The organism is Sphingopyxis sp. GW821-FHT02C12 (assembly GCF_059421785.1).
In genome coordinates, this window is record NZ_JBWKVQ010000001.1 from 473228 (window position 1) to 499345 (window position 26118).

The following is a 26118-nucleotide window of genomic DNA, read 5'->3' on the forward strand; positions in this document are numbered from 1 at the left end:
ATGGATTCGGGAACCCCGTCACACCGTGATGCCAGCGAGAGGAAAAGAATGACACCGACTTCGCCCGAGGACCAACATGCCGCGTTCGGCGCCGTCGAAACGGTGCCGCTGAGCGGTTTCCAGAAAGTGGTGGCGCGCCGCCTGACCCAGAGCTGGACCCAGATTCCGCATGTCACGCATCACGACGATATCGACGTGACCGCGCTCGACGCGCATCGCAAGGCCCTGGGACCCGGCGTCCGGATTTCACCGCTGATCTTCCTCGCCAAGGCGCTGGCGCGCGCGCTGGCGGCCTTTCCCAATTTCAACGCGTCGCTTTCGGACGACGGCAAGACGCTCGTCCTCAAGCGATATTTTCACATCGGGATCGCGGTCGACGGCCCGCTCGGCCTGCTCGTGCCGGTGCTGCGCGACGTCGATGACAAGGATGTCGCGACGCTGGCGGCCGAGCTTGCGGCGCTCAGCGCGCAGGCGCGCGACAAGGGCTTGCCGATGAGCGCCATGTCGGGGGGCTGCATGACGATCACCTCGCTCGGCGGGATCGGCGGCACGGGCTTCACCCCGATCATCAATCAGCCCGAGGTCGCGATTCTGGCAGTCACGCCGTCGCGGATGCAGCCCGTTTGGGACGGCGCCGCCTTTCAGCCGCGCCTGATGATGCCGCTGTCGCTGAGTTACGACCACCGCGTCATCAACGGCGCCGACACCGCCCGCTTCGTTCGCACGATCGGGCAATCCTTGGCCGAACCGGAGGCTTTGACATGACGAACGAGACAGCGACCGACAATCTGGTGCTGCGCGATGACGCCGACGGCGTCGCGACGCTGACCCTCAATCGGCCCGAAAAAAAGAACGCGATCAATCGCGAATTGTTCAAGACACTGCGGACGCATCTGCTCGTGCTGCAACAGGACGCCGACATCGGGCTGATCGTGTTGCGCGCCGCCGGCACCGATTTCTGTGCAGGGCATGACCTGTCGGAAAAGCCCCACGCCGACGCGCTCGGCTGGCTGCGACGCGAGGTTCAGACGCTTGAACTGCTCACCCGCCTGCGCCAGCCGGTGATCGCCGCGGTACAGGGCATCTGCTTCACCGGCGGGCTCGAAATGGCACTGTCGGCCGATTTCATCGTCTGCGACGACAGCGCGCGCTTCGCCGATACCCACGGCAAATGGGGGCTCGTCCCAGGCTGGGGCATGTCGCAGCGGTTGCCGCGGCGCGTCGGTCACGCCAAGGCGCTGGAAATGATGCTGACCTGCCGCCCCTATGGCGCCGACGAGGCGGTGGCGATGGGGCTCGTCAACCAGCGCGTCGCCGCGGGGCAGTTGGCGGGCGCGGTCGCCGAACTGGCGCGGACCATCCTCGCCAACAGCTGGCACAGCAATGCCGAAAACAAGCGGCTGATCTACAACACCGACGGCATGCGGCTGGCCGAGGGGCTGGACCATGAAATCATGCGCAACGCCGGCTTCGACCGCGACGCCGCCGCGCGGCGCGCAAGCTTTCACAACCGATCGCGGGACGGGGCGTAAATAGGGCGACCATATCTTTTGCAAACCCACGGAACGAATGTCGGCTTTGGGGTGGGGAGCTGCCCACTTATGCACCCCGGCGAAAGCCGGGGCCCAGTGCGGAAATACGCGAGGTTTGCGTTGCAATGCTGGACCCCGGCTTTCGCCGGGGTCCACATCTCTATCGTCCGCAACCGGTCGAAACCGGTCCCGCTCAGGTCAGCGACTTGTACAGCCCGAAGGCGCTCGTCGCGATCAGCACGATGCCGACCATCACCAGCATCACCTTGGGCGAGAAGCGTTTCGCCATCATCGCGCCCAGCGGCGCGGCGGCGACGCCGCCGATGATCAGGCCCAGCGTCGGGCCCAGGATTTGCTCGAAGCCGAGTTGATAGATGAAGGCGGCCGATACGGTGAGCGCGAGGAAAAATTCGACGCTGTTGACGGTGCCGACGACCTTGCGCGGTTCGCCGCCCTGGACGAGCAGGTTCGAGGTCACGACCGGACCCCAGCCGCCGCCGCCCGCGGCGTCGAGAAAGCCGCCGACAACGGCAAGCGGCGCAACGATCTTGGGCTTTTCGAACTTGGGGGGATAGAGCAGGCCGCGGATCAGCAGCCACACGCCGATCAGCACCAGATAGCCGAGCACGAAGGGCTTCACGGCGTCGGCGTGCAGCGACGACAGCACATAGGCGCCGAGGACTCCGCCGATCATGCCGGGGATCAACAGCCGCCAGAAGAGCGGCCATTCGATGTTGCGATGGAACAAATGGCTGAGCCCCGAAGCGCCGGTGGTGAAGATTTCGACGACATGGATGCGGGCCGAGGCGGTCGCCGGCGGCACGCCGAGCACCGCGACGAGCAGGGTGTTGCAGATCACGCCGAACGCCATGCCGAGCGCGCCATCGACGAGCTGCGCCGCGAACCCGATCAGGATGAAGGGAAGCAAGGCCGAGAAGTCGATGGCCGCGAAATCGATCATAATCTTATTCCAACCCTTTTAGTTGACAACCTGCTGCCGCGATTCTCGTCCTTGCGCCAGAGCAATTTTTCTCCCCCCGGTGAAGGGAATAGTTTCTACGCCATGCCGAAGCCCTGCTTTGCCGGGGTTTAGCGGCCGATGTCGTCGGGAAGATATTCGCGCGCATAATCGATGAAGGCGCGCAGTTTCGGCATCACCTGTTTGCGGCTGGGATAATAGAGGAACAGCCCCGCGGTCGACACCGCGCGTTCGGGCAGCACGAGTTCGACCTCGCCGCGCGCGACCAGTTCCTCGAGCACGGGTTCGGCGGTCATGCCCAGCGCGATGCCGCTGCGCACCGCCATGATGATCGCGCTCTGGTCGTTGACGATCACCGGGCCGGTGACCCCAATTTCGATCTCGCGATTGCCGTCCATGAACGACCAGGGGAGCAGCCCGCCGCTGGACAGGCGGAGCCGCACGCAGCGATGATGGCGCAGGTCGGCGGGCTCCTGCGGCCGGCCATGGCGTTCGAAATAGGCGGGGGCGCCAAAGGCGGCGAAGCGGAACGGCCCGGTCAGGCGGACCGCGATGACATCGGCGTCGAGCGATTCGCCCATCCGCACCCCGGCGTCGAAGCCCCCGGCGCTGAGATCGGCGAGCGCATCCTCGGCGTAGATTTCGAGCTCGATGTCGGGATAGGTTTCGCAAAAGCCCGCGATGATCGGTTCGAACAAGGGCTGGATCGCGCCGCGCATCAGGTTGATGCGCAACCGTCCGGCGGGCCGGTTGCCAAGGTTGCGCGCCGCTTCATAGGCGTCGGCAAGCCCGGCATAGGCGGGGGCGGCGCGTTCGAGGAACATCTCGCCCGCCTGGGTTAGCCCGACGCTGCGCGTCGTGCGCATGAACAAGGGCGCGCCGACGCGGGCCTCGAGGCCCTTGATCGTCTGGCTGATCGCCGAGGGGGAAACGCCAAGATCGGAGGCCGCGGCGGAAAAGCTCCGCCTGACCGCGACACGCAGGAAAGCTTCGATCCCGTCGAGCACCCCATGGGGGATTGTTAAATCCTGCTTCAAGGCACTTGCAGATTATAGAGGATTATCTATGCGCGCAAGCGCAGCTAAAAAGGTTGCACAACGAAACGAAAGGAACCTCTCCCATGGCCATTCAGCTCTCCACCTTCCGCAGCTTCCCGACCGCCTTCACGATCGTCGCGGCTTCGGCTCTCGCCTTCACCGGCCTCGTCGCCTCCACCTCGCCCGCTTACGCCCAGTCGGCCAGCGACTATCGCTGCGCCGGTCTCGCCGATCAGGCCGCCACCGCCGCCGACGGCGCCGAAGCCGGCAAGCAGGTCAATGCCAAGCGCTTCGTGTCGACCGGCAAGAAGCTTTGCGAAGCGGGCAACGAACGCGCCGCCGCCAAGCAGTTCCGCGCCGCGCTCAAGCTCGCCGGCGTCGCCGAACTCGAAACCGACAGCAAGATGGCGTCGGCCAACTAAGCCTAAGCCACCACGACACCAATCTCCGATCCGTCCTCTCCCTCTCCCCGACGGATCCACCAACTGGGGCGGCACCTGACACAGGGCCGCCCCGATTTGTTGGTGCGGGGGATTGCGCGGCGGCACCGGGCGGTTATGCCGCGAACTCCAACCGGGAGTTTTCGTCCATGACCCTATCGCGCCGCCTTTCCGTCCTTGCCGCCACCAGCCTGATGGCGTTCGCCGTGCCGACCGCCGCGCAGGATGCCCCGACGCAGCAGGTGAGCACCGCCTGGCTCAACCGCCAGTCGGCGGCGCTCGCCGAACGCAATGCCGGCAACGGCTGGAACGTGATGGCGAGCGGGCTGCGCTGGCGCCGCGTCGCGGGCACCGGCGCCGGGCCGCGCCCGGGACCGAGTGACTCGGTCACCGTCCATTATGTCGGCAGCTTCGTCGACGGCAGCATCTTCGACAGCTCGGTCGCACGCGGCGAGCCCGCGACCTTTCCGCTCAACCGCGTGATCGACGGCTGGACCGAGGGCGTCACCTATATGGCGGTGGGCGACAAGGTCGAATTCGCGATTCCCTATTATCTCGCCTATGGCGCCGGCGGCAGAGGCCCGATCCCCGGCGGCGCGACCCTGTTCTTCACCGTCGAACTGCTCGGTATCGGGAGCTGACCATGGATTTTTCGCGCCTTCAGGCGAGCAGCAAGATCGGCGACGCCTGGGTCTATCCCGCCGCCGTTCCGCTCGGCAGCGGCCTGCTCGACATCGACAGCGACGCCGGCCACCGCCTGTACTGGGAGGAGTATGGCAATCCCGACGGCGAACCGGTGATGTTCCTCCACGGCGGTCCCGGCGGCGCCTGCGCCCCCGACATGGCGCGGTTCTTCGACCCCGCGCGCTACCGCGTGATCCTGTTCGACCAGCGCGGCTGCGGCAAGAGCGAGCCGACGGTCGCCTCGGCGGGGCCTGCCGTGGCGCTGCGTCACAACACCACCGCCGACCTGATCGGCGACATCGTCAAGCTCCGCGACGCGCTGGGTATCACGGGCAAGATGCATGTCTTTGGCGGCAGCTGGGGCAGCACACTCGCCATGGCCTATGCGATCGAGCACCCCGGCCATTGCGCCAGCCTGATCCTGCGCGGCATCTTCCTCGGCGCGGCCGAGGATCTCGACTATCTCTATCAGGGCAATGCCGCGAGCTTTCACGAGGCGCCCTATGCGCTGACCGCGCCCGGCGCCTATATCCATTATCCCGACGAATGGGCCGAGCTGCTGTCGGTGCTGACCCCCGAGGAGCGGCGCGACGTCATGGCGTCGTACAAGCGCATCTTCGACATGGTCCCCGCGACCGACGCCGAGCGCGAGAAGCAGCTCGATGCCGCGGTCACCTGGTCGCTGTGGGAAGGGGTGATCTCGAATATGATCCCCGAATCGGCGGCGACGGGCAAGTTCGGCGACGCCGATTTCGCGCTATGCTTCGCGCAGATCGAGGCGCATTATTTCGCCAACAACCTGTTCATCGAACCCGGCCACCTGCTCGGCAGCGCCGATATCCTCGCGAAAATCCCGGTGCATATCGTCCATGGCCGTTTCGACCAGGTTTGCCCGCTGACGCAGGCGTCGCGCCTTGTCGCGGCGCTGCGCGGGGCGGGGGCCGAACCCGCGACCAATGTGATCACCAACGCCGGGCACAGCGCGATGGAGCGCGAGAATGCGCTGGCGCTGACCGCGATCATGGACGGGCTGCCGAAGCTGGCGGGCTGATGGCGGTTCGCTATCATCGCGTCGGCATCGCCGGGTCGGGGCGCGTGGCGCGGGCCCTGGCGCTGGCGCTGGCGCCGTTCTCGGCCGAGCCGGTGCTGCTGTGGGGACGCTCGCCCGAGCGCGTGCGGGATGCCGCGGAAGTGGCCGGCGCCCGCGCGGCGGAAGCGATCGAATGGCTGACGGAGCGTTGCGACGCGATCGTCCTTGCGGTCGCCGACGATGCCTTGGCGGCGGTCGCGGCCAGCCTGGCTGCGGCGCTGGCGCCGGGCCGCGACCCGTTCGTCTGCCATGTCAGCGGCGGCAGCGGCGCTGCGGTGCTGGCACCGCTGGCCGCGCGCGGCGCGCTGACCGCGGCGGTCCATCCGGCGATGACCTTCACCGGCGACCCGGTGCAGGAGGTCGAGCGCATGGCGGGTGCGCGCTTCGCGATCACCGCGCCCGATGGCGAGGCGCTGGCCGAGGCGCGGACGCTCGTCGGCCTGCTCGGCGGCGTGGCGGTCGCGATCGCCGAGGATCGCCGCGCGCTCTATCACGCCGCGCTGTCGCACGCCGCGAACCATCTGGTGACCTTGCTCGGCGGGGCATCGCACGCGTTGCGCGTCGCGGGTGCCGACGAGCCGGAGGCCTTGCTCGCGCCGCTGGTGCGGGCGGCGCTGGAGAACAGCCTGGCCAAAGGCTTCGGGGCGTTGTCGGGGCCGCTGCTGCGCGGCGACGGCGACACAATCGCCGCGCATCTCGCCGCGCTCGAACGCGACTGTCCCGAATTGCTGCCCGCCTATCGCGCGATGGCGCTGGCGACGCTCGACGCGCTCGATCGGTCAGTGAAGGCGCCTTCGCCGGGCCTCCGCCGGATCGTCGCCGGCTAGCGAGCCTCAGCGCCGCCGGTAGCGGAAATACCACACCTCATGGCCCTGCGCGCGGGCCTTGGCCTCGTAGCGGGTTTCGGGCCAGCCGGCGGGGCGGACGAGAAAGTCCTGCGCGTCCTTGGCCAGCCATTCATATTGGTGGCGGTGGCGGCGCATCACCATCAGCGCATGTTCCAGATAGACCGGATGATCGGTGCCGAAGCGGAACTCGCCGCCGGGCTTGAGTTTCGCCGCGATCAGGTCGATCGGGCCGTCGTTCATCATCCGCCGCTTGGCATGGCGCGCCTTGGGCCAGGGGTCGGGGTGGAGCAGATAGGCGAAGCTGAGCGCGCCGTCGGGAATGCGGCGCAGCACTTCGAGCGCGTCGCCATGATGGATACGGACATTGCCGAGCGGCAGGCCGGCGCCATGGTCGCCCGCGACATGGACCAGCGCCTGCGCGACGCCGTTGATAAAGGGTTCGGCGCCGATGAAACCATGGTCGGGCAACATGTCGGCGCGCCCCGCCATATGCTCGCCGCCGCCGAAGCCGATCTCGAAATGCAGCGGGCGGTCATAGCCGAACAGCGCTTCGGCGGTGACCTCGCCTTCGAGCGGCACCGCGATCTGCGGCAGCAGCGTGTCGATCAGGTCCTGCTGGCCCGCGCGCAGCGGTTTGCCTTTCGAGCGGCCATAGAGGCGGTTGATCGTCGTCGGATCGCCGGGCTTGTAAGCAGTCATGGCGCGCGCGTTAGCGCGCCGCGGCGCCGGGCGGAAGCTATTTGATGCCGCTGCTGTTGATCTCGACGGTGCGTTCCTTGCCCCAGGTCGTCACCGTACTGGCGCGGCGATTCGCCTTGAGGATCTCGCCCGCGCGTTCGGGCGACGGCAGGCGGTCCTGCGCTATGAAATTCACGTCCTGCGCCGCGGTGTGCAGCGTCACGCTGTAATTGGGAGTCGCCTTCTTGCCCTCGATTTCGGCCATCACCGCGTTCATCGCCGACAGGCCGACCCAGAGACCATTCCCATTGTCGCCGAGCGCGAGCAGATAGCCGTCCTTGCTTTCGCCCGGACGGTAGGTCGCGACATTGGCGCTGAGCTGGCGGTCGCGGCACCATTGCACCGGGGCGGTCGATGCCGGTTCCTTCTTGATCGTATCGTCGCCCGTAGCGGCCGACATCAGCGCCGCACCCAAGATGTCGGTCAGCCCGTCGCTGCGTACATCCTTGGACTTTTTGGCGAATGTCAGCGGCGCGGCGCACGCGACGACCGGCAGGGCCGCAACGGGGGCTGCCTGTGCGGGCCATTGAATCTGCGCCACCACCTTGTCGATCAGCGCGCCGAGTTCGGCGGGGGTGCGCCGCCGCGAGGTGACGCGGAATTTCGCATACCAGTCGCCAACCGGCACCAGTACGACCCCGGTGCTGGTGAAGGGCGCGCCGGCCTGCGGCGCATAGATGGCGCGCAGGCCGCTGGTCACCGTCTGACCGGGTAGGGCAATCGCGTGGGGCGGTTCGACGAGCATCGGCGCTCCGAAGGCGTCGCGCAACTCGATCGCCGATTGCGCCTGCGCGAACCAGACCGGCGCCGCGCCATTGGTGTTGCGGAAGATGTAGAAGGAAATGAAATCCTCGGTCCCCTCCGGCTCGAACGACAGGCCGACGTCGAGTTCGTCCTGCGCATAGGCCTTGGCCTTGGTCAGCGCATTGCCGCCGAGCGTCGCGGGCACGGTGATACCGCTGTGCGCGTGGGTCCAGGCCTCGCCATGGCTGATCGCCAGATCCTGCTGCGCGGCGACGGGTGCCGCCGGGACAAGCATGAGCGCGCCCGCGACAATAAGCCCCTTGATCCAACGGTTTCGCATGATGACCCTCCCCGATCTGGCAGCGACGCTGTCAGATCGGGGAGGGCAAGGCAAGTGGCATCGAAGAGGGCGATCAGGCGGCGACCAGCCCCGTCTTTCCGGGCACCGCGGTCGGCACCATCACTTTCATCATCGGGCGCGGACGCAGCGGTTGTTCCTCGGGACGGGCGTTGATGTCGATACCCTCGCTGCCCGAGAAGGTGCCCGAAATGGTGCCGACGACATCGGCGCCGTCTGCGCGGAAACCGGTCGTGTCATACAGATTGTTGGCGACCACCGCGTCGAGCACATAGCCGATCGGCACGAACCACAGGTGATGGACGTTGCTGCCGCCGTTGATGTCGATCCAGTCGTCGAACCACACCGCGACGCTGCCGCTGATCCGGCAATCGGCGGTCCAGGGGATCGTGAAATCCTGCGTGTCCATATAGGCGATGCAATGGTTCGATTTTTGCGCCGGGATCGTCACCGGGATCGATACCGACCAACTGTGCTGGGCGGTCGTCGATTGCGACTGGGTCGACGAGACCGACATCGTCAGCGATACCTTCGACGTGTCGGTGGCGACCCCCGCCACCCCGACGGTCACCGACATTTCGATGCCGAGGCTGATCGATTCGGTGATCGACATCGTATAGGTCTGCGTCGTCGAGGTGCTGGCGGCGAAGGTAATCGATTGCTGGGTGCTCGTGTCATTGTCGTACCAGATGTCCGACGCGACATAGGAACTGGGGTTCGGGGTCGACTGCCGGACCGACAGTTGCACATCGTTCATCGTCGCGGAGCATTGGTAGCGATGATAGGAGCCGCCGTCGTCGCCGCCATCGAGCTCGCTGGCTTGGGAATAATCGAGCGCTTGGGTAAAATGGCATCCGGTGCCGTGGCTGCGCGCCACGAAACAACCCCACGCCCAAATGATATTCGGAATATCCGTCATGGTACCCCCCTCATTTCTGCAAGCAACAGGGATTCCATGGCACAATTGCCGCGACCCCCGGCTCCGGAGTCTACTGTTTACCGGTCCGCTGGCAATTGATTCTTTTAGGGATCGATTCGGCACGTTTTAAGTAATGTTGCCGGCCAGTTAGCGTGTCGGCCAAGTCTCGATCGCCGCAACGCTGCGGTCGGCGGCGGCCAGATCGAGGACGTGTTGCGGTGACGGCATCCTGTCCTGCGCGACGATCGTGAAAGTTTGGCGGGCGCCCACCAGATTGGCCGAATAATAGGTCGCGCCGGCGGCCCCCTGCGGCTCGACCGCGAACGCCTTGCCATTGTCGCCGGTCGCCAGCAGATAGCGGTCGCGCGCGCCGTCGGGGCGGTACACCGCCTGATTACCGCGCACGACCTGGTCGAGGCACCAGCGCGTGCCTACCATCCGCGCCGCCGCGGTCCTCACCCCTGCGGTCAATGCGGTGTCGGGTAGCGTCGAATCGGTCGCGTCGGGGCCAAAGACCAGCTTCGGCGCGCAATCGGCGATCGGGCGCACCGCGGGCGCGGTGCCGCGCGGCAATGTGAGTTCGGCCAGCACCCCCTCCATCCAGCCCGACAGGTCGGCGGGGGTCAGCGTCGCAGAATTGGCGCGCAGCTTCACATACCAGTCGCCGACCGCGAACAGCGCGACGCCGGTGCTGCGGATGCCCTCGACACCAATGGGCGCAAACACCGCCTTGATCCCGCTCGCAGTGCTTTGTCCGGGCGGGGTGAAGGCGACCGGCGCGACGCCGAGCGGCGGATCGGCTAGGTCGGTGCGCAGGCTGATCGCGCGCTGCGCCTGCGCGAACCAGACCGGGACCGCGCCGTTGGTGTTGCGAAAGATGTAGACGGTGAGCGATTCGCGCCCGTCGTCCGACGCGAAATTCTGGCTGATGTCGAGTTCGGGCGCCGCGAAGCTGGTGGCGCGCACGCGCGGCAGTTCGTCGAGCGCGGCGGGGATGGTGATGCCGCTATGTGCGTGCGTCCACGGCTTGCCCTCGGCGACCGCCAGCGGTTCCTGCGCCGCGACGGGAACGGCGATCAGCGCCGAAGCGATAAAAACTGCCCGATACCATATGCTTGTCATCATCGATCCCCCCGCTCCCAGCCGATAGCTGTCAGAACGGGAGGGCGATGGCAAGCGGGCCTTGCGGCGCTTTATTCGGCGAGTGCGGCCTTCAGCTTGTCGACCAGGTCGGTGCGTTCCCAGGGGAACGTATCGCCAGTCGCGGTGCGGCCGAAATGGCCGTAAGCTGCGGTCTGCTTGTAGATCGGTTTGTTGAGGCCGAGGTGGGTGCGGATGCCCTTCGGCGTCAGGCGCACGAGCTGCGGGATCACGGCTTCGAGCTTGCCTTCGTCGACATTTCCGGTGCCGTGCAGGTCGACATAGATCGACAGCGGTTCGGCGACGCCGATCGCGTAGCTGAGCTGGATCGTGCACCGGCGCGCGAGGCCCGCGGCGACGATGTTCTTGGCGAGGTAGCGGGTGACATAGGCGGCCGAGCGGTCGACCTTGGTCGGATCCTTGCCGCTGAACGCGCCGCCGCCGTGCGGGCTGGCGCCGCCATAGGTGTCGACGATGATCTTGCGGCCGGTCAGCCCGGCGTCGCCGTCGGGGCCGCCGATCTCGAAACGGCCGGTCGGATTGATGTGATAGACGGTGTTGGCGGTGAGCAGTTCGGCGGGCAGCACGTCGGCGATGACGCCCTTCACATAGTCGCGCAGCTCGGCGTATTTGGCTTCGTCGCCTTCGCCATTGTGGAAATAATAGCCCGGCGCATGCTGGGTCGACACGACGATCGCGGTCGCCTCGACCGGGCGCTCGTTGGCGTAGCGCAGCGTCACCTGGCTCTTGGTGTCGGGCTCGAGGAAGGGCGCGGTTCCCGCCTTGCGGTCGGCGGCCATACGCTCGAGGATCTTGTGGCTGTAATCGAGCGTCGCGGGCATCAGATCGGGGGTCTCGTCCGACGCATAGCCGAACATGATGCCCTGGTCGCCGGCGCCTTCGTCCTTGTCGCCGCTTTCGTCGACGCCCTGCGCGATATGCGCCGACTGGCCGTGGAGGTTGTTCTCGAAGCGGAAGGTCTCCCAATGGAAGCCGTCCTGCTCATAGCCGATTTCCCGGACCGTGTTGCGCACGGTGGCCTCGATCTCTTCGAGCGCGCCCGGCGCCCATTCGCCGTTCTCGAACACGCCCTTGCAGCGGATTTCACCGGCGAGGACGACGAGCTGGGTCGTGGTCAGCGTTTCACAGGCGACGCGCGCTTCGGGGTCCTTCGACAGGAACAGGTCGACGATCGAATCGCTGATCTGGTCCGACACCTTGTCGGGGTGCCCTTCGGAAACGCTTTCGGACGTGAAGAGGAAGCTGTTGCGCATGGGAGCCTTCTTGGATCGAATATAAAGGAAGCTTTATGTGTGGGCGCTGTTAACGCCCGCGCCGCCGAAAGGCAATGGCGGCTGCGAGCAGCAGCAGCGCAAATCCGACGGGAAGTATGTTGCCATAGCGCGCGAACGGCGTCGGTGCGTGCGCCGGCGGCAGGACGGTGTCGATCCGCCCGGCGCGGTGCATCGGCAGCGAGTCGAGGATGCGGCCGTTGGCGTCGATCACCGCGCTGATGCCCGTAGGGGTCGAGCGGACGACGGGCAGCCCTTCCTCGATCGCGCGCAGCCGCGCCTGTGCCAGATGCTGCGGCGGACCCCAGCCGCCAAACCAGGCGTCGTTCGACGGGTTGAAGATGAAGTCTGGGCGATGGTCGCGGTCGACGACCTGGCCCGAAAAGATGATCTCGTAACAGACCTGCAGCCCCGCCTTGCCGAAGGCGCCGAGGTCGAGCGTGCGCGGTCCCGGACCCGGCCAGAAATCGATATCGCCGGGCGCGAGACGCGACAGGCCGATCGCCGACAATATCGGCCGCATCGGCAGATATTCGCCGTACGGCACCAGATGCGACTTGTCGTAGCGCGGGCCGAGCCTGCCGTCGGCATGGACGGTCATCACCGCGTTGCGCGCGCCGACGACCTCGCCGCTGTCGTCGATCTCCAGCTTCAGCGCCCCGAGCAGCAGGACGTCGCCGGGGTTCATCAAATTGGTCAGCCGCATCCGCGCTTCGGCGGGCGAGCGCTCGTAATAATAGGTCGGATAGCCGGTTTCGAGATAGTCGGGGATCGCGGCCTCGGGCCACAGGATCAGCCGCGGCTGATCGCCGCGCGGCACCGTCAGCCGCGCCAGCTTGGCGAAATTGACCCCGGCCTTGATGCCGACCCACTTATCCTCCTGCCCGACATTGGGCTGGACGACGGTGATCGGGATTTTGGAGGTCGCGGGCGGGTTGCCGCCAGCGAAGGGGGTGAAATAGACGCCCGCGATGGCAATCGCCATTACGACGCCAAATCCCAGCTGGTGCTTAAGCTCCTGGCGCGGGGTCAATTGTGGCTTGGCTTCAGGCGCGGGGCGAGACTGGAGGAACGGCAATATGTAGAGGCCCGCCACGAAAACGACGAGGCCGGACAGGCCATAGGTGCCGATCCACTTGACCGGGTCGGCCGCCCACACGACCGTCGCACCGAGCGGGTTCCAGGCAAAGCCGGTGAAGACCCAGCTGCGCAGCCATTCGGTGAGAATCCACAGCGCCGCGAACGCCGGGACGAACGAGGTGCTGGCGAGCGGATAGTCGCTGTGATCGATACGCCGGACCATCCACGCCCCCCACGCCGCCAGCGCCGGATAGACCGCCAGATACAGCGCCAGCAGCACCACCGCGATCCACCCGAGCCACGCCGGCATCGCCGCCTGATAGGTGAAGGCGGTCGCGATCCAGTTCAGCCCGATCGTGAAATGCCCGACCCCGAAGGCCCAGCCGATGCCAAAGGCGCGCCGCCCTTTCGGGCTACGCGCGACGAGCGCCATCCAGCCGGCAAGCGCGATCAGCGTCAGCGGCCAGAAATGGAGCGGCGCGAAACCGGTCGCCGACACGGCGCCGAGCAGCAGGGCGATCAGCTTGGGCCAGCGGTCGGCGAAAGCGGCGATGCGGGGGGATAAAGCGGTCACGCGCGCTGCTTTAGCGGCCCGCCCGCGCGCTCACTAGAGCATATATTTCATCTTGATCGTCTGCGCGGTGTCGCCGGTCACGACGAAGCTCGCCGATTTGAAACTCGGCGCGCCGACGGTAATCGTCGGGTTGCGCGAGAAGCCGAAGCCCTCCTTGGGCAGGAAGATCGCGAGGTCCATCTTGTTGTTGCTGTTCTCGTCATGGACGACCGCGATCGCATAGGTGCCGTTGGCGGGGGCCGCGATCTTGAAATGCGCGGCGGCGCTGGCCGCCACCGCCATCCGCACCGACGCCTTGTCCTTGCTGCAATCGGGAAAGGCCTTGGGATTGGTGGTCAGGCAGACGAGGACCTGGCCCTTGCTGTTGCGCAGCCCGGTGATGCTGACGTCGACCTCAGGGGGCGGCGGCGCGCTCGCCGCGGTCAGCATCGCCAAAGCGGCCAAGCCCCAGATCGGTGCCGCACGCCTTGTCCCAGAAACGGAAATAAAGCCCATAATTCCCCCGGTAAGCGGCGTGATGCTGCTGGTGGTGGGTCGCGGTTATCAGCCAGCGCCCTGCCGGTCCATGAACAAGCGCGCGCGGGAACATTTCCCAGCCCATATGATTGCCGACGCCCATGATGGTCATGATCGTGAGGACAAGGCCGAGCACCGCGACATGGATCGGGATCAGGAACACCAGCGCCGGGATGACGACCGCGCCGGTCAGCGCCTCGATCGGATGGAAACTCATCGCCGCCCAGGCGGTCGGCGGGCGGCTGTCGTGGTGGACGGCGTGGGCGATGCGGAACAGCGCCGGCCGGTGCATCCAGCGGTGGGTCCAGTAGAACCATGTGTCGTGGATCAGCAAATAGCAAAGCAGGCTGACCGGCAGATACCAGAGCGGGAAGGCGTCGATGTCGGTATAGATACGCGTCCAGCCATGCTCCTGCCACCCCCAGGCGACGATGCCCGCGGGCACGCCGTAAATCGCCGCGCTGGCAAGGCTCCACCCGATCTCGCGCCGCATCTGCGGTTCGAGCCCGCGATAGAGGCCCGGATGTTTGATCCGCGTCGCGAGCGCGAAACCGCCGCTGCTGATCAGATAGCGCACCCCGACGATCAGCGTCATCGCGAGCGCGGAAAGCAGGATGGCGGGGGCGGCGATCATGCGTTCGGGATAGCGGGTGCACGCCATGGCGCAATCGCTTTGCGCCGCTTGCCAAGCGCGGCTAGGGCGGGGGCATGGGCAAGGCAGATCTCTCGTGCGACATCGCCATCGTCGGCGGCGGGCTTGCGGGCGGGCTCGCGGCACTCGCGCTGGCGGCGAAGCGCCCCGACCTCGACGTGCGGCTGGTCGAGCCGGGGCCGGTCGGCGGCAATCATATCTGGTCCTTTTTCGACGGCGATATCGCCGAGAAAGACCGCTGGCTCGTCGCGCCGCTCGTCCGCCATTATTGGCACGGCTATGACGTGCAGTTCCCGCACCATCGCCGCACATTGCGCATGGGATATAAGAGCATCCCCGGCGAAGCGCTGGCCGAAGCGGTCGCGGCGGCGCTGCCCGCCGAGCGCATCATCGCCGACCGCGCCAAGCATGTCGCCGCCGACCATCTGCTGTTCGGGCGCGGCGGCCGGCTCGATGCGAAACATGTCATCGACGCGCGCGGCGCGGGCCATCTGTCGGCGCTGACCTGCGGCTGGCAGAAATTTGTCGGGCAGGTGCTGACGGTGAAGGGCGGCCACGGCCTCGCCCACCCGGTGGTGATGGACGCGCGCGTCGCGCAGCTCGACGGTTATCGCTTCGTCTACCTGCTGCCGCTGAGCGAAGAGACGGTGTTCGTCGAGGATACCTATTACAGCGACAGCCCAGACCTCGACGCCGACCTGATCCGCGAACGGATCGGCGCCTATGCCGCCTGGCGGCAGTGGGAGGTCACCGCTGTGTCGCGCGAGGAAACGGGCGTGCTGCCGGTGGTGATCGCGGGCGAATTCGACCGTTTCTGGCCCGAGGGCGACAAGGTCGGGCGGATCGGCACCCGCGCCGGGGCGTTTCATGCGACGACCGGCTATTCGCTGCCCGATGCGGTACGCACCGCCGCGGCGCTGCCGCGGCTGGTCGACGGTGCCGACCTCGGCGCGCAGCTGCGCGCGCGCGCGGCGCGCGGCTGGCGGCGCCAGCGTTTCTATCGCCTGCTCGACGCGATGCTGTTCCGCGCCGCCGAACCCGCGCAGCGCATCCGCGTCTTCGAACGCTTCTATCGCCTGTCGCCGCGGCTGATTTCGCGCTTCTATGCCGGCCAGTCGACGCGCGGCGACAAGCTGCGCCTGCTGGCGGGCAAGCCGCCGGTGCCGGTCGCGCGCGCGCTGAGCGCGGTGCGGAAATTCGACTGGAAATGAGCCGCAGCGCGATCATCATCGGCGCCGGTTTCGGCGGCCTCGCGCTCGCGATCCGCTTGCAGTCGGCGGGGGTGGCAACGACGGTGGTCGAGGCGCGCGACAAGCCCGGCGGGCGGGCGTATCACTGGACGCGCGACGGTTTCACCTTCGATGCCGGGCCGACCGTGATCACCGATCCGCCGTGCCTGCACGAATTATGGGCGCTCAGCGGACAGCATATGGCGGCCGATGTCGACCTCGTCCCTGTCATGCCCTTCTATCGCCTCAACTGGCCCGACGGCACCAACTTCGATTATTCGAACGACGAGGCGGCGCTGGCGGCCGAGATCGCGAAGCTCAATCCCGCCGATGTCGCGGGGTATGAGAAATTCCTGACCTATTCGAAGGGGGTCTATGAACAGGGCTATGTGAAGCTCGGCTCGGTCGCCTTCCTTGACTTCGCCTCGATGATCAAGGCCGCGCCGGCGCTGATGAAATATCAGGCCTGGCGCAGCGTCTATTCGATCGTCTCCTCTTATGTGCAGGACGAACGGCTGCGGCAGGCGCTGTCGTTCCACACGCTGCTCGTCGGTGGCAATCCGATGACGACCAGCTCGATCTATGCGCTGATCCACACGATCGAGAAGGACGGCGGGGTCTGGTTCGCCCGCGGCGGCACCAATGCGCTGGTCGGCGGCATGGTGGCGCTGTTCGAACGGCTTGGCGGAAGCTTGCGGCTTGGCGATCCGGTGGCGCGCATCGAAACGCAGGGCGACCGCGCAACCGGCGTGACGACCGCGAGCGGCTGGCACGGCGCCGCCGATATGGTCGCGACCAACGGCGATTTGATGCACAGCTATCGCGACCTGCTCGCGGATCACAAACGCGGGCCGAAGGTTGCGAAAAGCCTCGCGCGCAAACGCTGGTCGCCGTCGCTGTTCGTCGTCCATTTCGGGGTGAAGGGCGACTATCCCGGCATCGCGCACCACAGCATCCTCTTCGGCCCGCGCTACAAGGGGTTGCTCGACGACATCTACAAGAACGGCGTCGTGCCGCAGGATTTCTCGCTCTATCTCCATCATCCGAGTGCGACCGACGCGAGCATGGCGCCGCCCGGCCACGCCGGATTCTACGCCCTCGCCCCCGTCGCGCATCTCGGCAAGTCGAAAGCCGACTGGGACGGTGCGTTCGGGCAGCAATTCGCCGATGCGATATTGGACGAGGTCGAGGCGCGCGTGCTGCCGGGCCTGCGCGCCAACCTCGTCACCCGCTTCCACTACACCCCCGCCGATTTCGGCCGCGACCTGTCGGCGCATCTGGGCAGCGCGTTCAGCCTCGAACCCGTGCTGTGGCAGAGCGCCTGGTTCCGCGCCCACAACCGCGACGATGTGATTTCCAATCTTTACTTCGTCGGCGCAGGGACGCATCCGGGCGCTGGGATTCCGGGGGTCGTCGGCAGCGCCAAGGCGACTGCCCAATTGATGTTGGACTTATAACTCCGTTCGCATCGAGCGAAGTCGAGATGCCCATCCCGCTCGGCGCCAAGTCGATGGGTGTCTCGACTTCGCTCGACACGAACGGTTAAAGGGAATTTATGAAACGCCTTGCCGTCTATTGTGGCTCCGCCACCCCCGCCGACCCGATCTATATCGACACCGCGCGCCATGTCGGCCGCACCCTTGCGGAGCGCGGCATCGGCGTCGTCTATGGCGGCGGCCGGCTCGGGCTGATGGGCGCGGTCGCCGACAGCGCACTCGAAGCAGGCGGTGAGGTGATCGGGGTGATCCCCGATGCGCTCGTCGGCAGCGAGGTCGCGCACCGCGGCTGTACCGAACTCCACGTCGTGTCGGGCATGCACGAACGCAAGAAGATGTTCACCGACCTCAGCGACGGGTTCCTCACCATCCCCGGCGGCGTCGGCACGATGGACGAATTGTGGGAGGCGATCAGCTGGGCGCAGCTTGGCTATCATGCCAAGCCCGTGGGATTGCTCAACGCCGCGGGCTTCTACAACGATCTGATCGCGTTCAACCGGCATATGATCGAGGTCGGTTTCATCCGGCCCGCGCATGCGGGGATCATGGTCGTCGATGCCAGCCTCGACCCCCTGCTCGACAAGATGGCGGCCTATGAGCCGCATGCGCCGATCTTCGCGATGAAGGCCGACGATCTGTAATGCGTGAGCCGGGGGGCCTTTTTCTCCCCTCCCGCTTGCGGGAGGGGTCGGGGGAGGGCTTGTTAGGTCAGTTCCTTTCGACATGCCCTCCCAGTTTCAGGTTGATCAGCCCCCGGCTGATCAAGAATGTGCCGGGGGCACATTCGACCTGGAACTCCCCTCCCACAAGTGGGAGGGGGATTTGACCTACGACCCCCAAACCCTCCACGGTTTCGCGCACGACAGCATCGCGCGGGGATCGAAAAGCTTCGCGCTCGCGAGCCAGTTGTTCGACCGCGAAACCCGCGAACGGGTGTGGCTGCTCTACGCCTGGTGCCGCGCCGCCGACGACCTGACCGACGGGCAGGACCATGGCGGCGCGATGACCGCGGGCCATGATGCCAAGGCGGCGGTGGCGCGGATTCGCGAGTTGACCGATCGGGCCTATGCGGGGCAGCCGACCGGCGACCCCGCCTTCGACGGCCTCGGCTACCTGCTCACCGAAGTCGATATCCCGCGCGCCGTCATCGACGACATCATCGCCGGTTTCGATCTCGACGCCGCCGACTGGCGCCCGCGCAGCGAACAGGATCTGCTGCGCTATTCCTATCATGTCGCCGGCGCGGTCGGGGTCGCGATGGCGCTGGTGATGGGGATCGACCCCGCCGACGCGACGACGCTCGACCGCGCGTCGGACCTCGGCATCGCCTTTCAGCTCGCCAATATCGCGCGCGACGTCGCCGAGGATGCCGCCGCCGACCGCTGTTATCTGCCGGTCGAATGGATGGTCGAACTCGACATCCCGCCGGGCCAGCATATGCACCCCGCCTTTCGCGCGCGGCTGTCGGTGATGGCGAAATGGCTGTCCGAAATGGCCGAGGAATATGAAGCGTCGGCGCGCTGGGGCGCGCGCAAATTGCCGCCGCGCAGCCGCTGGGCGGTGCTCGCCGCCGCCGGCATTTACGGCGACATCGCGCGCGAGGTTCGCGCGCGCGGCGACCATGCCTGGGATCACCGCGCCGGCACCTCGATCGTCGCCAAGCTGGGCTGGGTCGCGCGCGCCGGATGGTCGGTGCTGCGACGCCCGCCGCAGCGGCGGATCAGCCGCGACGGGCTGTGGACGCGGCCCCGCGCGGAAACGTCCACATGAGCCAGCTCGAATGGCTGGCCGCCGCGCTGGTGCTGATCAACGTCGCGCTCGTCGCGCTGCGCAGCGTGTGGAACTACCCCTTCGCGCTCGCCGCGGTCAGTGTCTATGCGGTCGTCTTCCACGACGCGCGGCTCTACAGCGACATGGCGCTGCAGGGTTTTTTCTTCGCACTCAACCTTTATGGATGGGCGGCGTGGATGCGCGCCCGCGAAGACCGCGGGGTGCCCGTCGGCTGGATGACCGACCACGCGCGGATGGCCTGGGGCGTCGCCACGATCATCGCCTGGATCGTGTGGAGTTCGCTGATGCACCGCTATACCGACGCGATCGCGCCGTGGATCGACGGGGCGATCGCGATGCTCAGCATCACCGCGCAATGGCTGCTTGCGCGGCGGCGCGTCGAAAGCTGGTGGCTGTGGATCCTCGTCGACCTGATCGCGGTGCCGCTTTTCGCCTGGCGCGGGCTGTACGCGACGAGCATCGTTTATGTCATTCTCCTCGGCCTCTCGATCGACGGGCTGATCCAGTGGCGCCGCGCCGCGGCGCAGGAGGCGCCGGCATGACGCGCCACATCTGCTTGCACGGCGCCGAAAGCACCGGCAAATCGACGCTCGCACCGCGCCTTGCCCGGGCGCTCGGCGGGGTCGTCGTGCCCGAATATGGCCGCGCTTATTGCGAGGCGAACGGCACCGATCTCGACGCCGCCGATCTGCTCGCGATCTTCGACGGCCATGTCGCGGCGACGCAGGCGGCGCTGGCGACCGGCCCGGCGTGGCTGATTTCCGACACCGATCCGTTGATGACGCAGGCGTGGGCGGTGATGCTGCTCGGCGAGCGGCTGCCGGCGATCGACGCCTGGACCGACGTCGCCGACCTCTATCTCGTCCCGGCGATGGACCTGCCGTGGGAAGAGGACGGCACCCGGCTGTTCGGCAGCGAACTGGCGCGAATGCAGTTCATGGACGTCGCGCTCGCCGAACTCGAGCGGCGCAAGTTGCGCTGGGCGTGGGTCGAGGGCGAAGGCGATACGCGGCTGCAGAGCGCGTTGACGGCGATAGCGACGGCGGATTTGCCTTAGCGACATCGAGATGGCGCGAATGCCGACTTTAACATGATCGCCAAAAAAGGGCCGACCCCTGCGGATCGGCCCATTGGAGTTGCCCTGATTGGAGATTCAGATGAACCTACAATCATCTAACTAATATTACTCTATCTGCTTGGCAAGCCCTTTTCGATCAGTCGAGCATCGCGACGCTGGTCAGGATGCGCTGGATCAATTCGCCCTGCCGCGCGGTGCCGGTGCGGGCGTAAATATCCTTCGAATAGGTCCGCGCCGTCTGTTCGGTGATGCCGATCTCGGCCGCCGATTCGGCCAATGTGCGGCCGTTCGCCAGCAGCATCGCCAGCCGCGCCTGTGTGTCGCTGAGTCCGAACAGCGCGGCGACATGCGCCGAAATGTCGCGTCGCGACGGGCGGCGGCCGGACAGGTAGAGCATCATGCAAACCCCGCGCGGCCCCGCGTCGGCGCGCGAGGCGAGCGGGACGAGCAACAGGTCGACCCCGTCGGCGTCGCCCAGATGGATCGCCTCCGCCTCGGTCGATTCCATCACCGCCGCGATGCGTTGCGACAGGTCGACATTGCGCTGCACCGCGTGCGGCCGATCGCCATGGATCGCGAGGACGCCGGCCTCGTCGACCCAGCGCCGCGCGGCGTCGTCGACCGCCACGATGCGCCCCGCCGAATCGAGCGTAATGACCCCAAAGGACAAAAGGTCCGCTGCGCGGCGATACATTTGCGTCTCGATCGAACGGCTCAGCAGCGCCGAATAACAAGCGAGCGCCGGCACCAGCGCACGCGCGAGCCGTTCGCACAGCGCCCGGTCGGCCGCTCCGAACGCCGGCTCATCGGCGCTGCGCGTCACCGTGACCCAGATGTTGCAACCGCTCGGTTCGACGACCCGGAAGATCAGAAAATGCTCGAAATCGGCGGCGCGCAGAAAATCCTCGCGAAACGCATCATGATCGATGGCGGCGACACCTTCGAGTTCGTCATAGGCATAGACCCGCCCCGGCCGCATCGCGAAATAGGGGATGGGGTCGCGGCTGGCGAAGCTTTCGCGATACCGCGTCCACAGCCATTCGGGCGGCGCGAGCGCGTCGCGCACCTCGATGCCGCCGGCGGGATCGGCGTCGGCGCGGCGGAAGATCAAATTGGCGAAATTGCCGCCGATTTGTTCGCGCAGCCGCCGCACGAAATCCGTCCAGGGCGGCGCCTCGAGCGGCCCGGCCTGGATCGACAGCAACAAGGCCTCCAGTGACTCGTCCAAAATCCTCTCCGCCTCCCATTTGGGAATGTCGCTTGCCGATCCAGGCTACTCATATAGCCGAAAGAATGGACTCGGGAGAATGAAATGAAAGCGGCGCTGTTCAAGGCGGTGGGCGAACCACTGAGCATCGAGGATATCCCCGACCCCGAACCCGGCGAGGGTGAGGCGGTGATCCGGGTCGCGCGCTGCGGCGTGTGCGGCACCGACCTCCATTCGACGAGCGGCCATGGCTATACCCTGCCCGCCGGCGCGCAACTCGGTCATGAATATGCCGGGGAGGTCGTCGCCGTCGGCCGCGGCGTCGAACGGCTACGGGTCGGCGACCGGGTCGCGGCGCTGCCCGTCGTCGGATGCGGCGAATGCGAAGCCTGCCGCACCGGCATCGACGTGCTCTGTTCGCGCTGGAAAGGCTTTGGCGGCGGGCTTGCCGACTATGCGCGGATCAGCGAGCGCGGCGCGACGATTCTGCCCCGGACGATGTCGCTCGCCGACGGCGCGCTGGTCGAACCCTTCGCCGTCGGACGCCGCGCGGTCCGGCTCGCCGCCCCCAAGGCCGACGATCGCGTTCTGATCATCGGTCCGGGGCCGATCGGCCTCGCGGTGCTGTTCTGGCTGCACCGTGCGGGGGTACGATCGGTGGCGCTGCTCGCGAGCAGCGACCGGCGCCGGGCGCTCGCCGAAGCGATGGGCGCCGAGCGGTTCATCCTCGAAGGCGACACCGCGCCGCAGGACATCGCCGCCGCACTCGGCGGCAAGCCCGACATCGTCTTCGAATGCGCCGGGGTGCCGGGAACGATCGCCCGCGCGATCGCGCTGGTCCGGCCGCAAGGCCGCATCGTCTCGCTCGGTTTCTGCATGGTGCCCGACCAGTTCGTGCCGGGCATGGCGCTGATGAAGGACGTCAACCTGCGCTTCTCGCTGATCTACACGCGCGAGGATTATGCCGAATGCGCCGCGGCGCTCGATGCCGACGGCGACCGCGCGCGGGCGATGGTGACCGAGACGGTGGCGCTCGCCGACGCCCCCGCCGCCTTCGAACGCCTGCGCGCCGGGACCGGCGGCGGCGGCAAGCTCCTCATCGATCCGTGGCTTGGCCGATGACGCGCTGGAAAGACCGCTTCGACGCGCTGCACGAAGGCGCGACGATCGCGACGGGATATGATGATTTCGGCGACACGGCCTATCATGAAGCCATGCGCGTCCTGCTCGACGCGATCGACGAACATCCGCCCGCGGGTCCCGCGACCGAAGCCTCCGCGACCGGGGTGATTACCGGAGCGCTCACCGGCCGGCTGGTGACGCAGGCGGGCTGGGCAGCGAATCCGGCCTATGCCGCCGAGCCGATCGAGCGGCCGTTGATCGTCATCGGCCTGCCGCGTACCGGGACGACCGCGCTGCACCAGTTGCTCAGCATGGACCCGCAGTTTCAGGGTTTCGAGCGCTGGCTGACGGGCAACCCGATGGTTCGCCCCCCGCGCGCTGAATGGGACGCGCACCCCGCCTATCGGGCCAGCGTCGCGCGCATCGCCGCGATGCGCGCGATGGCCCCAAAGATCATGGCCGCCCACTCGACCGAAGCCGGCGAGGTCGACGAATGCCTGATGCCGATGGCGCAAAGCTTTGTCTGCAACTGGTTCGCCTCCAACATCGACGCGCCCGCCTATGACGCCTGGTTCCGCGCCGCCGACGAGATCCCTTCCTTTCTGCGTTACAAGGAGGTGCTGAAGCTGGTCGGCCTCGGCGACCGGCGGCGCTGGCTGCTCAAAAATCCCAGCCATGTCTTTGGCATCGACGCGCTGTTGGAGGCCTTTCCCGACGCCTGCATCGTCCAGACGCACCGCCACCCCGCAGCGTCGATCGCCTCGCTGATGAGCCTGCTCGGCGGCATTCGCGACCTGATGACCGATACCCCGGTCGATCGCGAGCGCCTGCTCGCCCGCGAGGCAGGTTTCTGGGCGGAGGGCGCCCGGCGCAGCATGGCCGCCGCGGACCGCGCGCCCGACCGCTTCATCCACATTCGGCAGGAAGATATCCGGACCGATCCGATGGACGTCGTCCGGCGCATCTATGGCAAATTCGGCCTTCCGCTGTCGCCGGACGCCGAGACCCGCTTTCGCGGCTGGGCGGCCGCCAACCCGCCCGAAGCCCGTTCGACGCACCGCTACACCCCGGTCGAGTCCAGCGCGGTGACGCCGCTGTTTACCGATTACATCGCGCGCTTCGACCTGAAGCACCCCGCCACCGCAGGAGCCTGAGATGAGCATCCCCGTCCTCTTCAAACAGCATTTCCAGATCGCCTATGTCGTGCGCAATCTCGACGCCGCGCGCGCGCGGCTCGCGCGCGAGTTCGGGATCATCGAATGGGATGTCATGGACATGACCGCGCTGATGGGACCCGGCCACGCCACCCGTTTCATCGGCAACAGCTTCGTCGGCGACATGATGATCGAGTTGATCGAGCCCGACCCGGCGAGCGAGTCGATCTATCGCGACTGGATCCCGGATGCGGAGGACGGCGTCCGCCTCCACCATCTCGGCTTTCTCGTCCATAGCGACGCCGATTTCCGGGCGGCGATCGCGCAGCTCGGCGCGGCGGGTTATCCGACCGCGGTCGCCGGCAGCTTCGGCGACGCGCTCGACTATCACTACGCCGACACCACCGCACTGCTCGGCCACTATTACGAACTCATCCACCTCAAGCCCGCGGGCGAGCAATTCTTCGCGCGCATTCCGCGCAATTGACCGGGAGGAAGAACGTAATGACGACCGGACCCGCCGTCCCGATGGAATGGGCACGCTTCATCGACCTGATTTCCGGCATCGATCGCAGCCTCGAACATATGATCGACCCCAGCGATCCCTGGCTGAAGCAGGAGGCGATCCAGCAGATGGCGATGAGCCTGTCGCAGGGCTATGCGCCGATCATGGCGCAGGACGCGCGCGTCCCCGGATTCTACACCTTCCTCAATCCGGTCATCAAATCGGCGGCGCCCAATCCCGACTATATGTATCGATCGACCTTCGTCGAGGGCCATGGCCGCTATCGCCTGTCGGGCTGGCGCGGCACGACCTTGTTCGTCCATATCGGCATCGGATCAGGCTATATCGGGGTCGACGACAAGCCGGGACCGTCGGTCGGGCATATCGATGCCGACACGCTGACGCTCGACGCGGATGGCCGCTTCTCGGTGATCCTCAGCGCCGAGCGCCCCGCGAACTACGACGGCGACTGGTACGAACTCCCGGCGAACGCGCGCACGATCGGCATCCGCGAGGCGAGCTACGACTGGGAGAATGAGGTCGACAGCCGCATCGCGATCGAGCGGCTCGACGATGCTGGCGGATTCAGCCGCCCGACGATCGACGAGGTCGCGTACCGGATGGAACGCCTCGCGGGCTTTCCCGAACGCTATGCCCAGCTGTTCGTCCACTTCGTCAAGACGCTGAGCCAGCATCCGGTGAACAGCGTTGTCCTCAACACATGGTCCGATATCGGCGGGCTGGCCGAGCAGACCTATTATGAAGGATTGTTCGAATTTTCCGAAGGCGAGGCGCTGATCCTCGAAACCGAAGTGCCCGACCAGGTGCGCTATTGGTCGGTCCTGCTCGCCGATCAATTGTTCAACACCATCGACTGGGACAAATGCCAGTCGAGCCTCAACGGCTTTCAGGCGCAGCGCGACACCGACGGGCTGTTCCGCGCGGTCATATCGGTCGACGATCCCGGGGTTCCCAACTGGCTCGACACCGCGGGCCGGTACAAGGGCGTCGTGCAGGGCCGCTGGTATCAGGCGAGTTCGGCGCCGACCCCGCGGCTGAAACGCGTCAAACTGGCCGACCTGCGCGATCATCTTCCCGCCGATACCCCGCTGGTCGGCCATGAAGCGCGCCGCGAAAGCCTGCGCGCCCGCTTCCGCGGCGCGCAATGGCGGCGCAAATGGTGATCGTGTGCCGGCTCAGCCCAGTTCCTCCCGATCGGCCAGCGTGAGAAGCTCCGCGCGGTCGCCGATTGTGACGCCGCCATAGCCCGTCGAGATTAGCCCGCGGTCCGCGAGCAGGCGCAGCAGCCCGTTCATATGCTGGCGCGACACCCCGACGATCCGCGCCAGATCGTCCTGCGTCGCGCGGAGCGGACGATCGGGTGCGCTGCTGGCGCCACCAGCCAGAAAGACCGCGAGCCGGGCGAGCGCCGGCAGCGCGCGGACACGCCCCGCCTCGCGCATGCCGAGCCGGTGGTGCGCGCAGTTGAGCAGCGCCAAGCCGCGCCACAGGTCGGGCATCGCTGCCGTCAGCTCGGCGATCGCGGCCATCGGCACCGTCAACAGGCGTACGGCGCCCGCCGCGATCGCGTCGTGCGGCCGCTCCTTGCCGTCGATCACAGAAAGCTCGCCGAACCAGCGGCCGGGTTTGACGATCATGTTGACCAGTTCCTGCCCCGCCGCCGGATAGCTGACCAGCCGCACCTGACCCTCGACCACGACATGCAATCCGTTCGGCGGGTCGCCGATGCGATAGATGTGGACGCCATCGCGCAAGTCGTGCGCCCGCGCCCGCGCCTGCAACCCGTGGCGCTGCTCGGCCGGCAGGCCCCCGAACCAGCTGTCGGCGGCAAGAATGTCGGCCAGATCGGATGCCATGTCGCGACGCTGGATCGCGCGCCGCAGATTGTCAAC

Annotated in this window: 28 protein-coding genes; 16 read left to right on the forward strand and 12 right to left on the reverse strand. The window is 66.9% G+C overall.

All coding sequences use genetic code 11. From position 1 onward, the window contains the following. The first annotated feature begins 48 nt into the window (after positions 1-48). A complete protein-coding gene (locus tag AC07U1_RS02240; protein ID WP_495178802.1) occupies positions 49-765 on the forward strand; it encodes a 2-oxo acid dehydrogenase subunit E2 in 717 nt (238 codons plus the stop codon). Then, on the forward strand, positions 762-1532 hold the full coding sequence (locus tag AC07U1_RS02245) for an enoyl-CoA hydratase/isomerase family protein (protein ID WP_495178803.1): 771 nt from the start codon (positions 762-764) through the stop codon (positions 1530-1532). Before AC07U1_RS02240 ends, AC07U1_RS02245 begins: the two co-directional genes overlap by 4 nt. A gap of 193 nt (positions 1533-1725) precedes the next feature. Here the strand turns inward: AC07U1_RS02245 and AC07U1_RS02250 are convergent, their stop codons facing one another. Both AC07U1_RS02250 and AC07U1_RS02255 read right to left on the reverse strand, forming a co-directional pair. Then, positions 1726-2493 (reverse strand): sulfite exporter TauE/SafE family protein, encoded by a 768-nt coding sequence (locus tag AC07U1_RS02250; RefSeq protein WP_495178804.1) that lies wholly within the window; start codon positions 2491-2493, stop codon positions 1726-1728. Positions 2494-2621: 128 nt separating this feature from the next. Further along, positions 2622-3518: a LysR family transcriptional regulator gene (locus AC07U1_RS02255; RefSeq protein WP_235535570.1), complete on the reverse strand. Its 897-nt coding sequence runs from the start codon at positions 3516-3518 to the stop codon at positions 2622-2624. 113 nt (positions 3519-3631) lie between these two features. On the opposite strand from AC07U1_RS02255, the gene AC07U1_RS02260 reads away from it, so the two are divergent. From AC07U1_RS02260 to AC07U1_RS02275, 4 genes are all read left to right on the forward strand, one after another. Continuing rightward, positions 3632-3970 (forward strand): hypothetical protein, encoded by a 339-nt coding sequence (locus tag AC07U1_RS02260; RefSeq protein WP_495178805.1) that lies wholly within the window; start codon positions 3632-3634, stop codon positions 3968-3970. Positions 3971-4137: 167 nt separating this feature from the next. After that, positions 4138-4629 (forward strand): FKBP-type peptidyl-prolyl cis-trans isomerase, encoded by a 492-nt coding sequence (locus tag AC07U1_RS02265; RefSeq protein WP_495178806.1) that lies wholly within the window; start codon positions 4138-4140, stop codon positions 4627-4629. A gap of 2 nt (positions 4630-4631) precedes the next feature. Then, complete coding sequence (pip, locus tag AC07U1_RS02270) at positions 4632-5723, forward strand: prolyl aminopeptidase (RefSeq protein WP_495178807.1); 1092 nt, start codon at positions 4632-4634, stop codon at positions 5721-5723. Further along, positions 5723-6589, forward strand: coding sequence for a Rossmann-like and DUF2520 domain-containing protein (locus AC07U1_RS02275; protein ID WP_495178808.1), 867 nt, complete (start codon positions 5723-5725; stop codon positions 6587-6589). Before pip ends, AC07U1_RS02275 begins: the two co-directional genes overlap by 1 nt. A 6-nt stretch (positions 6590-6595) precedes the next feature. Here the strand turns inward: AC07U1_RS02275 and trmB are convergent, their stop codons facing one another. The 8 genes from trmB to AC07U1_RS02315 form a co-directional block, all read right to left on the reverse strand. Beyond that, a complete protein-coding gene (gene trmB / locus AC07U1_RS02280) occupies positions 6596-7309 on the reverse strand; it encodes a tRNA (guanine(46)-N(7))-methyltransferase TrmB (RefSeq protein ID WP_495178809.1) in 714 nt (237 codons plus the stop codon). Between the two features lie 37 nt (positions 7310-7346). Further along, a complete protein-coding gene (locus AC07U1_RS02285; protein WP_495178810.1) occupies positions 7347-8432 on the reverse strand; it encodes a hypothetical protein in 1086 nt (361 codons plus the stop codon). A 73-nt stretch (positions 8433-8505) separates the two neighbouring features. Continuing rightward, positions 8506-9369, reverse strand: a complete 864-nt coding sequence (locus AC07U1_RS02290; protein ID WP_495178811.1) for an ETX/MTX2 family pore-forming toxin — start codon at positions 9367-9369, stop codon at positions 8506-8508. A gap of 147 nt (positions 9370-9516) precedes the next feature. Next, complete coding sequence (locus AC07U1_RS02295; protein ID WP_495178812.1) at positions 9517-10494, reverse strand: hypothetical protein; 978 nt, start codon at positions 10492-10494, stop codon at positions 9517-9519. A gap of 68 nt (positions 10495-10562) precedes the next feature. Continuing rightward, the gene (metK, locus tag AC07U1_RS02300) at positions 10563-11783 is read right to left on the reverse strand and encodes a methionine adenosyltransferase (protein WP_056344250.1); all 1221 of its coding nucleotides are present in this window, start codon (positions 11781-11783) and stop codon (positions 10563-10565) included. A gap of 49 nt (positions 11784-11832) precedes the next feature. Continuing rightward, positions 11833-13455 carry an apolipoprotein N-acyltransferase gene (gene lnt / locus AC07U1_RS02305; protein ID WP_495178813.1) on the reverse strand — a complete coding sequence of 541 codons (1623 nt, stop codon included), beginning with the start codon at positions 13453-13455 and terminating at the stop codon, positions 11833-11835. Between the two features lie 33 nt (positions 13456-13488). Beyond that, a complete protein-coding gene (locus AC07U1_RS02310) occupies positions 13489-13899 on the reverse strand; it encodes a DUF2141 domain-containing protein (protein ID WP_495197630.1) in 411 nt (136 codons plus the stop codon). Then, complete coding sequence (locus AC07U1_RS02315; RefSeq protein WP_495178814.1) at positions 13850-14632, reverse strand: sterol desaturase family protein; 783 nt, start codon at positions 14630-14632, stop codon at positions 13850-13852. Before AC07U1_RS02315 ends, AC07U1_RS02310 begins: the two co-directional genes overlap by 50 nt. Before the next feature lie 47 nt (positions 14633-14679). On the opposite strand from AC07U1_RS02315, the gene crtY reads away from it, so the two are divergent. From crtY to AC07U1_RS02345, 6 genes are all read left to right on the forward strand, one after another. Further along, positions 14680-15834 (forward strand): lycopene beta-cyclase CrtY, encoded by a 1155-nt coding sequence (crtY, locus tag AC07U1_RS02320; RefSeq protein WP_495178815.1) that lies wholly within the window; start codon positions 14680-14682, stop codon positions 15832-15834. Further along, a complete protein-coding gene (locus AC07U1_RS02325) occupies positions 15831-17309 on the forward strand; it encodes a phytoene desaturase (protein ID WP_495178816.1) in 1479 nt (492 codons plus the stop codon). The genes crtY and AC07U1_RS02325 overlap by 4 nt, the downstream gene beginning before the upstream one ends. Positions 17310-17407: 98 nt before the next feature. Further along, a complete protein-coding gene (locus tag AC07U1_RS02330; protein WP_495178817.1) occupies positions 17408-17989 on the forward strand; it encodes an LOG family protein in 582 nt (193 codons plus the stop codon). Positions 17990-18170: 181 nt separating this feature from the next. After that, positions 18171-19118, forward strand: a complete 948-nt coding sequence (locus AC07U1_RS02335) for a phytoene/squalene synthase family protein (RefSeq protein ID WP_495178818.1) — start codon at positions 18171-18173, stop codon at positions 19116-19118. Beyond that, a complete protein-coding gene (gene pnuC / locus AC07U1_RS02340) occupies positions 19115-19681 on the forward strand; it encodes a nicotinamide riboside transporter PnuC (protein WP_495178819.1) in 567 nt (188 codons plus the stop codon). The genes AC07U1_RS02335 and pnuC overlap by 4 nt, the downstream gene beginning before the upstream one ends. Then, complete coding sequence (locus AC07U1_RS02345; RefSeq protein WP_495178820.1) at positions 19678-20196, forward strand: AAA family ATPase; 519 nt, start codon at positions 19678-19680, stop codon at positions 20194-20196. The genes pnuC and AC07U1_RS02345 overlap by 4 nt, the downstream gene beginning before the upstream one ends. A 157-nt stretch (positions 20197-20353) precedes the next feature. Here the strand turns inward: AC07U1_RS02345 and AC07U1_RS02350 are convergent, their stop codons facing one another. Then, the gene (locus AC07U1_RS02350) at positions 20354-21445 is read right to left on the reverse strand and encodes a helix-turn-helix transcriptional regulator (protein ID WP_495178821.1); all 1092 of its coding nucleotides are present in this window, start codon (positions 21443-21445) and stop codon (positions 20354-20356) included. Positions 21446-21529: 84 nt separating this feature from the next. Between AC07U1_RS02350 and AC07U1_RS02355 the strand changes: the two genes are divergently transcribed. Genes AC07U1_RS02355 through AC07U1_RS02370 form a run of 4 tightly spaced genes read left to right on the forward strand, consistent with a single transcriptional unit; the run spans position 21530 to position 25389 of the window. Beyond that, a complete protein-coding gene (locus AC07U1_RS02355; protein WP_495178822.1) occupies positions 21530-22546 on the forward strand; it encodes an alcohol dehydrogenase catalytic domain-containing protein in 1017 nt (338 codons plus the stop codon). Beyond that, the gene (locus tag AC07U1_RS02360) at positions 22543-23700 is read left to right on the forward strand and encodes a sulfotransferase family protein (protein WP_495178823.1); all 1158 of its coding nucleotides are present in this window, start codon (positions 22543-22545) and stop codon (positions 23698-23700) included. The genes AC07U1_RS02355 and AC07U1_RS02360 overlap by 4 nt, the downstream gene beginning before the upstream one ends. A gap of 1 nt (position 23701) precedes the next feature. Then, entirely contained in the window at positions 23702-24187 is a 486-nt protein-coding gene (locus AC07U1_RS02365; RefSeq protein ID WP_056344268.1) for a VOC family protein, read from the forward strand. A gap of 17 nt (positions 24188-24204) precedes the next feature. Next, on the forward strand, positions 24205-25389 hold the full coding sequence (locus AC07U1_RS02370; RefSeq protein ID WP_495178824.1) for a DUF1214 domain-containing protein: 1185 nt from the start codon (positions 24205-24207) through the stop codon (positions 25387-25389). A 12-nt stretch (positions 25390-25401) separates the two neighbouring features. Here AC07U1_RS02370 and AC07U1_RS02375 read toward each other — a convergent pair whose 3' ends face one another. Further along, on the reverse strand, positions 25402-26082 hold the full coding sequence (locus AC07U1_RS02375; RefSeq protein WP_495178825.1) for a Crp/Fnr family transcriptional regulator: 681 nt from the start codon (positions 26080-26082) through the stop codon (positions 25402-25404). Between the last annotated feature and the right edge of the window lie 36 nt (positions 26083-26118).

Coding starts and splice junctions, on each gene's coding strand:
- metK (WP_056344250.1), bottom strand. CDS start 11,783: ATGCGCAACAGCTTCCTCTTCACGTCCGAAAGCGTTTCCGAAGGGCAC.
- AC07U1_RS02360 (WP_495178823.1), top strand. CDS start 22,543: ATGACGCGCTGGAAAGACCGCTTCGACGCGCTGCACGAAGGCGCGACG.
- AC07U1_RS02370 (WP_495178824.1), top strand. CDS start 24,205: ATGACGACCGGACCCGCCGTCCCGATGGAATGGGCACGCTTCATCGAC.
- AC07U1_RS02240 (WP_495178802.1), top strand. CDS start 49: ATGACACCGACTTCGCCCGAGGACCAACATGCCGCGTTCGGCGCCGTC.
- AC07U1_RS02345 (WP_495178820.1), top strand. CDS start 19,678: ATGACGCGCCACATCTGCTTGCACGGCGCCGAAAGCACCGGCAAATCG.
- AC07U1_RS02245 (WP_495178803.1), top strand. CDS start 762: ATGACGAACGAGACAGCGACCGACAATCTGGTGCTGCGCGATGACGCC.
- pnuC (WP_495178819.1), top strand. CDS start 19,115: ATGAGCCAGCTCGAATGGCTGGCCGCCGCGCTGGTGCTGATCAACGTC.
- AC07U1_RS02295 (WP_495178812.1), bottom strand. CDS start 10,494: ATGATGACAAGCATATGGTATCGGGCAGTTTTTATCGCTTCGGCGCTG.
- pip (WP_495178807.1), top strand. CDS start 4,632: ATGGATTTTTCGCGCCTTCAGGCGAGCAGCAAGATCGGCGACGCCTGG.
- AC07U1_RS02375 (WP_495178825.1), bottom strand. CDS start 26,082: ATGGCATCCGATCTGGCCGACATTCTTGCCGCCGACAGCTGGTTCGGG.
- AC07U1_RS02265 (WP_495178806.1), top strand. CDS start 4,138: ATGACCCTATCGCGCCGCCTTTCCGTCCTTGCCGCCACCAGCCTGATG.
- crtY (WP_495178815.1), top strand. CDS start 14,680: ATGGGCAAGGCAGATCTCTCGTGCGACATCGCCATCGTCGGCGGCGGG.
- AC07U1_RS02315 (WP_495178814.1), bottom strand. CDS start 14,632: ATGGCGTGCACCCGCTATCCCGAACGCATGATCGCCGCCCCCGCCATC.
- AC07U1_RS02355 (WP_495178822.1), top strand. CDS start 21,530: ATGAAAGCGGCGCTGTTCAAGGCGGTGGGCGAACCACTGAGCATCGAG.
- trmB (WP_495178809.1), bottom strand. CDS start 7,309: ATGACTGCTTACAAGCCCGGCGATCCGACGACGATCAACCGCCTCTAT.
- AC07U1_RS02365 (WP_056344268.1), top strand. CDS start 23,702: ATGAGCATCCCCGTCCTCTTCAAACAGCATTTCCAGATCGCCTATGTC.
- AC07U1_RS02290 (WP_495178811.1), bottom strand. CDS start 9,369: ATGACGGATATTCCGAATATCATTTGGGCGTGGGGTTGTTTCGTGGCG.
- AC07U1_RS02325 (WP_495178816.1), top strand. CDS start 15,831: ATGAGCCGCAGCGCGATCATCATCGGCGCCGGTTTCGGCGGCCTCGCG.
- AC07U1_RS02275 (WP_495178808.1), top strand. CDS start 5,723: ATGGCGGTTCGCTATCATCGCGTCGGCATCGCCGGGTCGGGGCGCGTG.
- AC07U1_RS02330 (WP_495178817.1), top strand. CDS start 17,408: ATGAAACGCCTTGCCGTCTATTGTGGCTCCGCCACCCCCGCCGACCCG.
- AC07U1_RS02285 (WP_495178810.1), bottom strand. CDS start 8,432: ATGCGAAACCGTTGGATCAAGGGGCTTATTGTCGCGGGCGCGCTCATG.
- AC07U1_RS02250 (WP_495178804.1), bottom strand. CDS start 2,493: ATGATCGATTTCGCGGCCATCGACTTCTCGGCCTTGCTTCCCTTCATC.
- AC07U1_RS02260 (WP_495178805.1), top strand. CDS start 3,632: ATGGCCATTCAGCTCTCCACCTTCCGCAGCTTCCCGACCGCCTTCACG.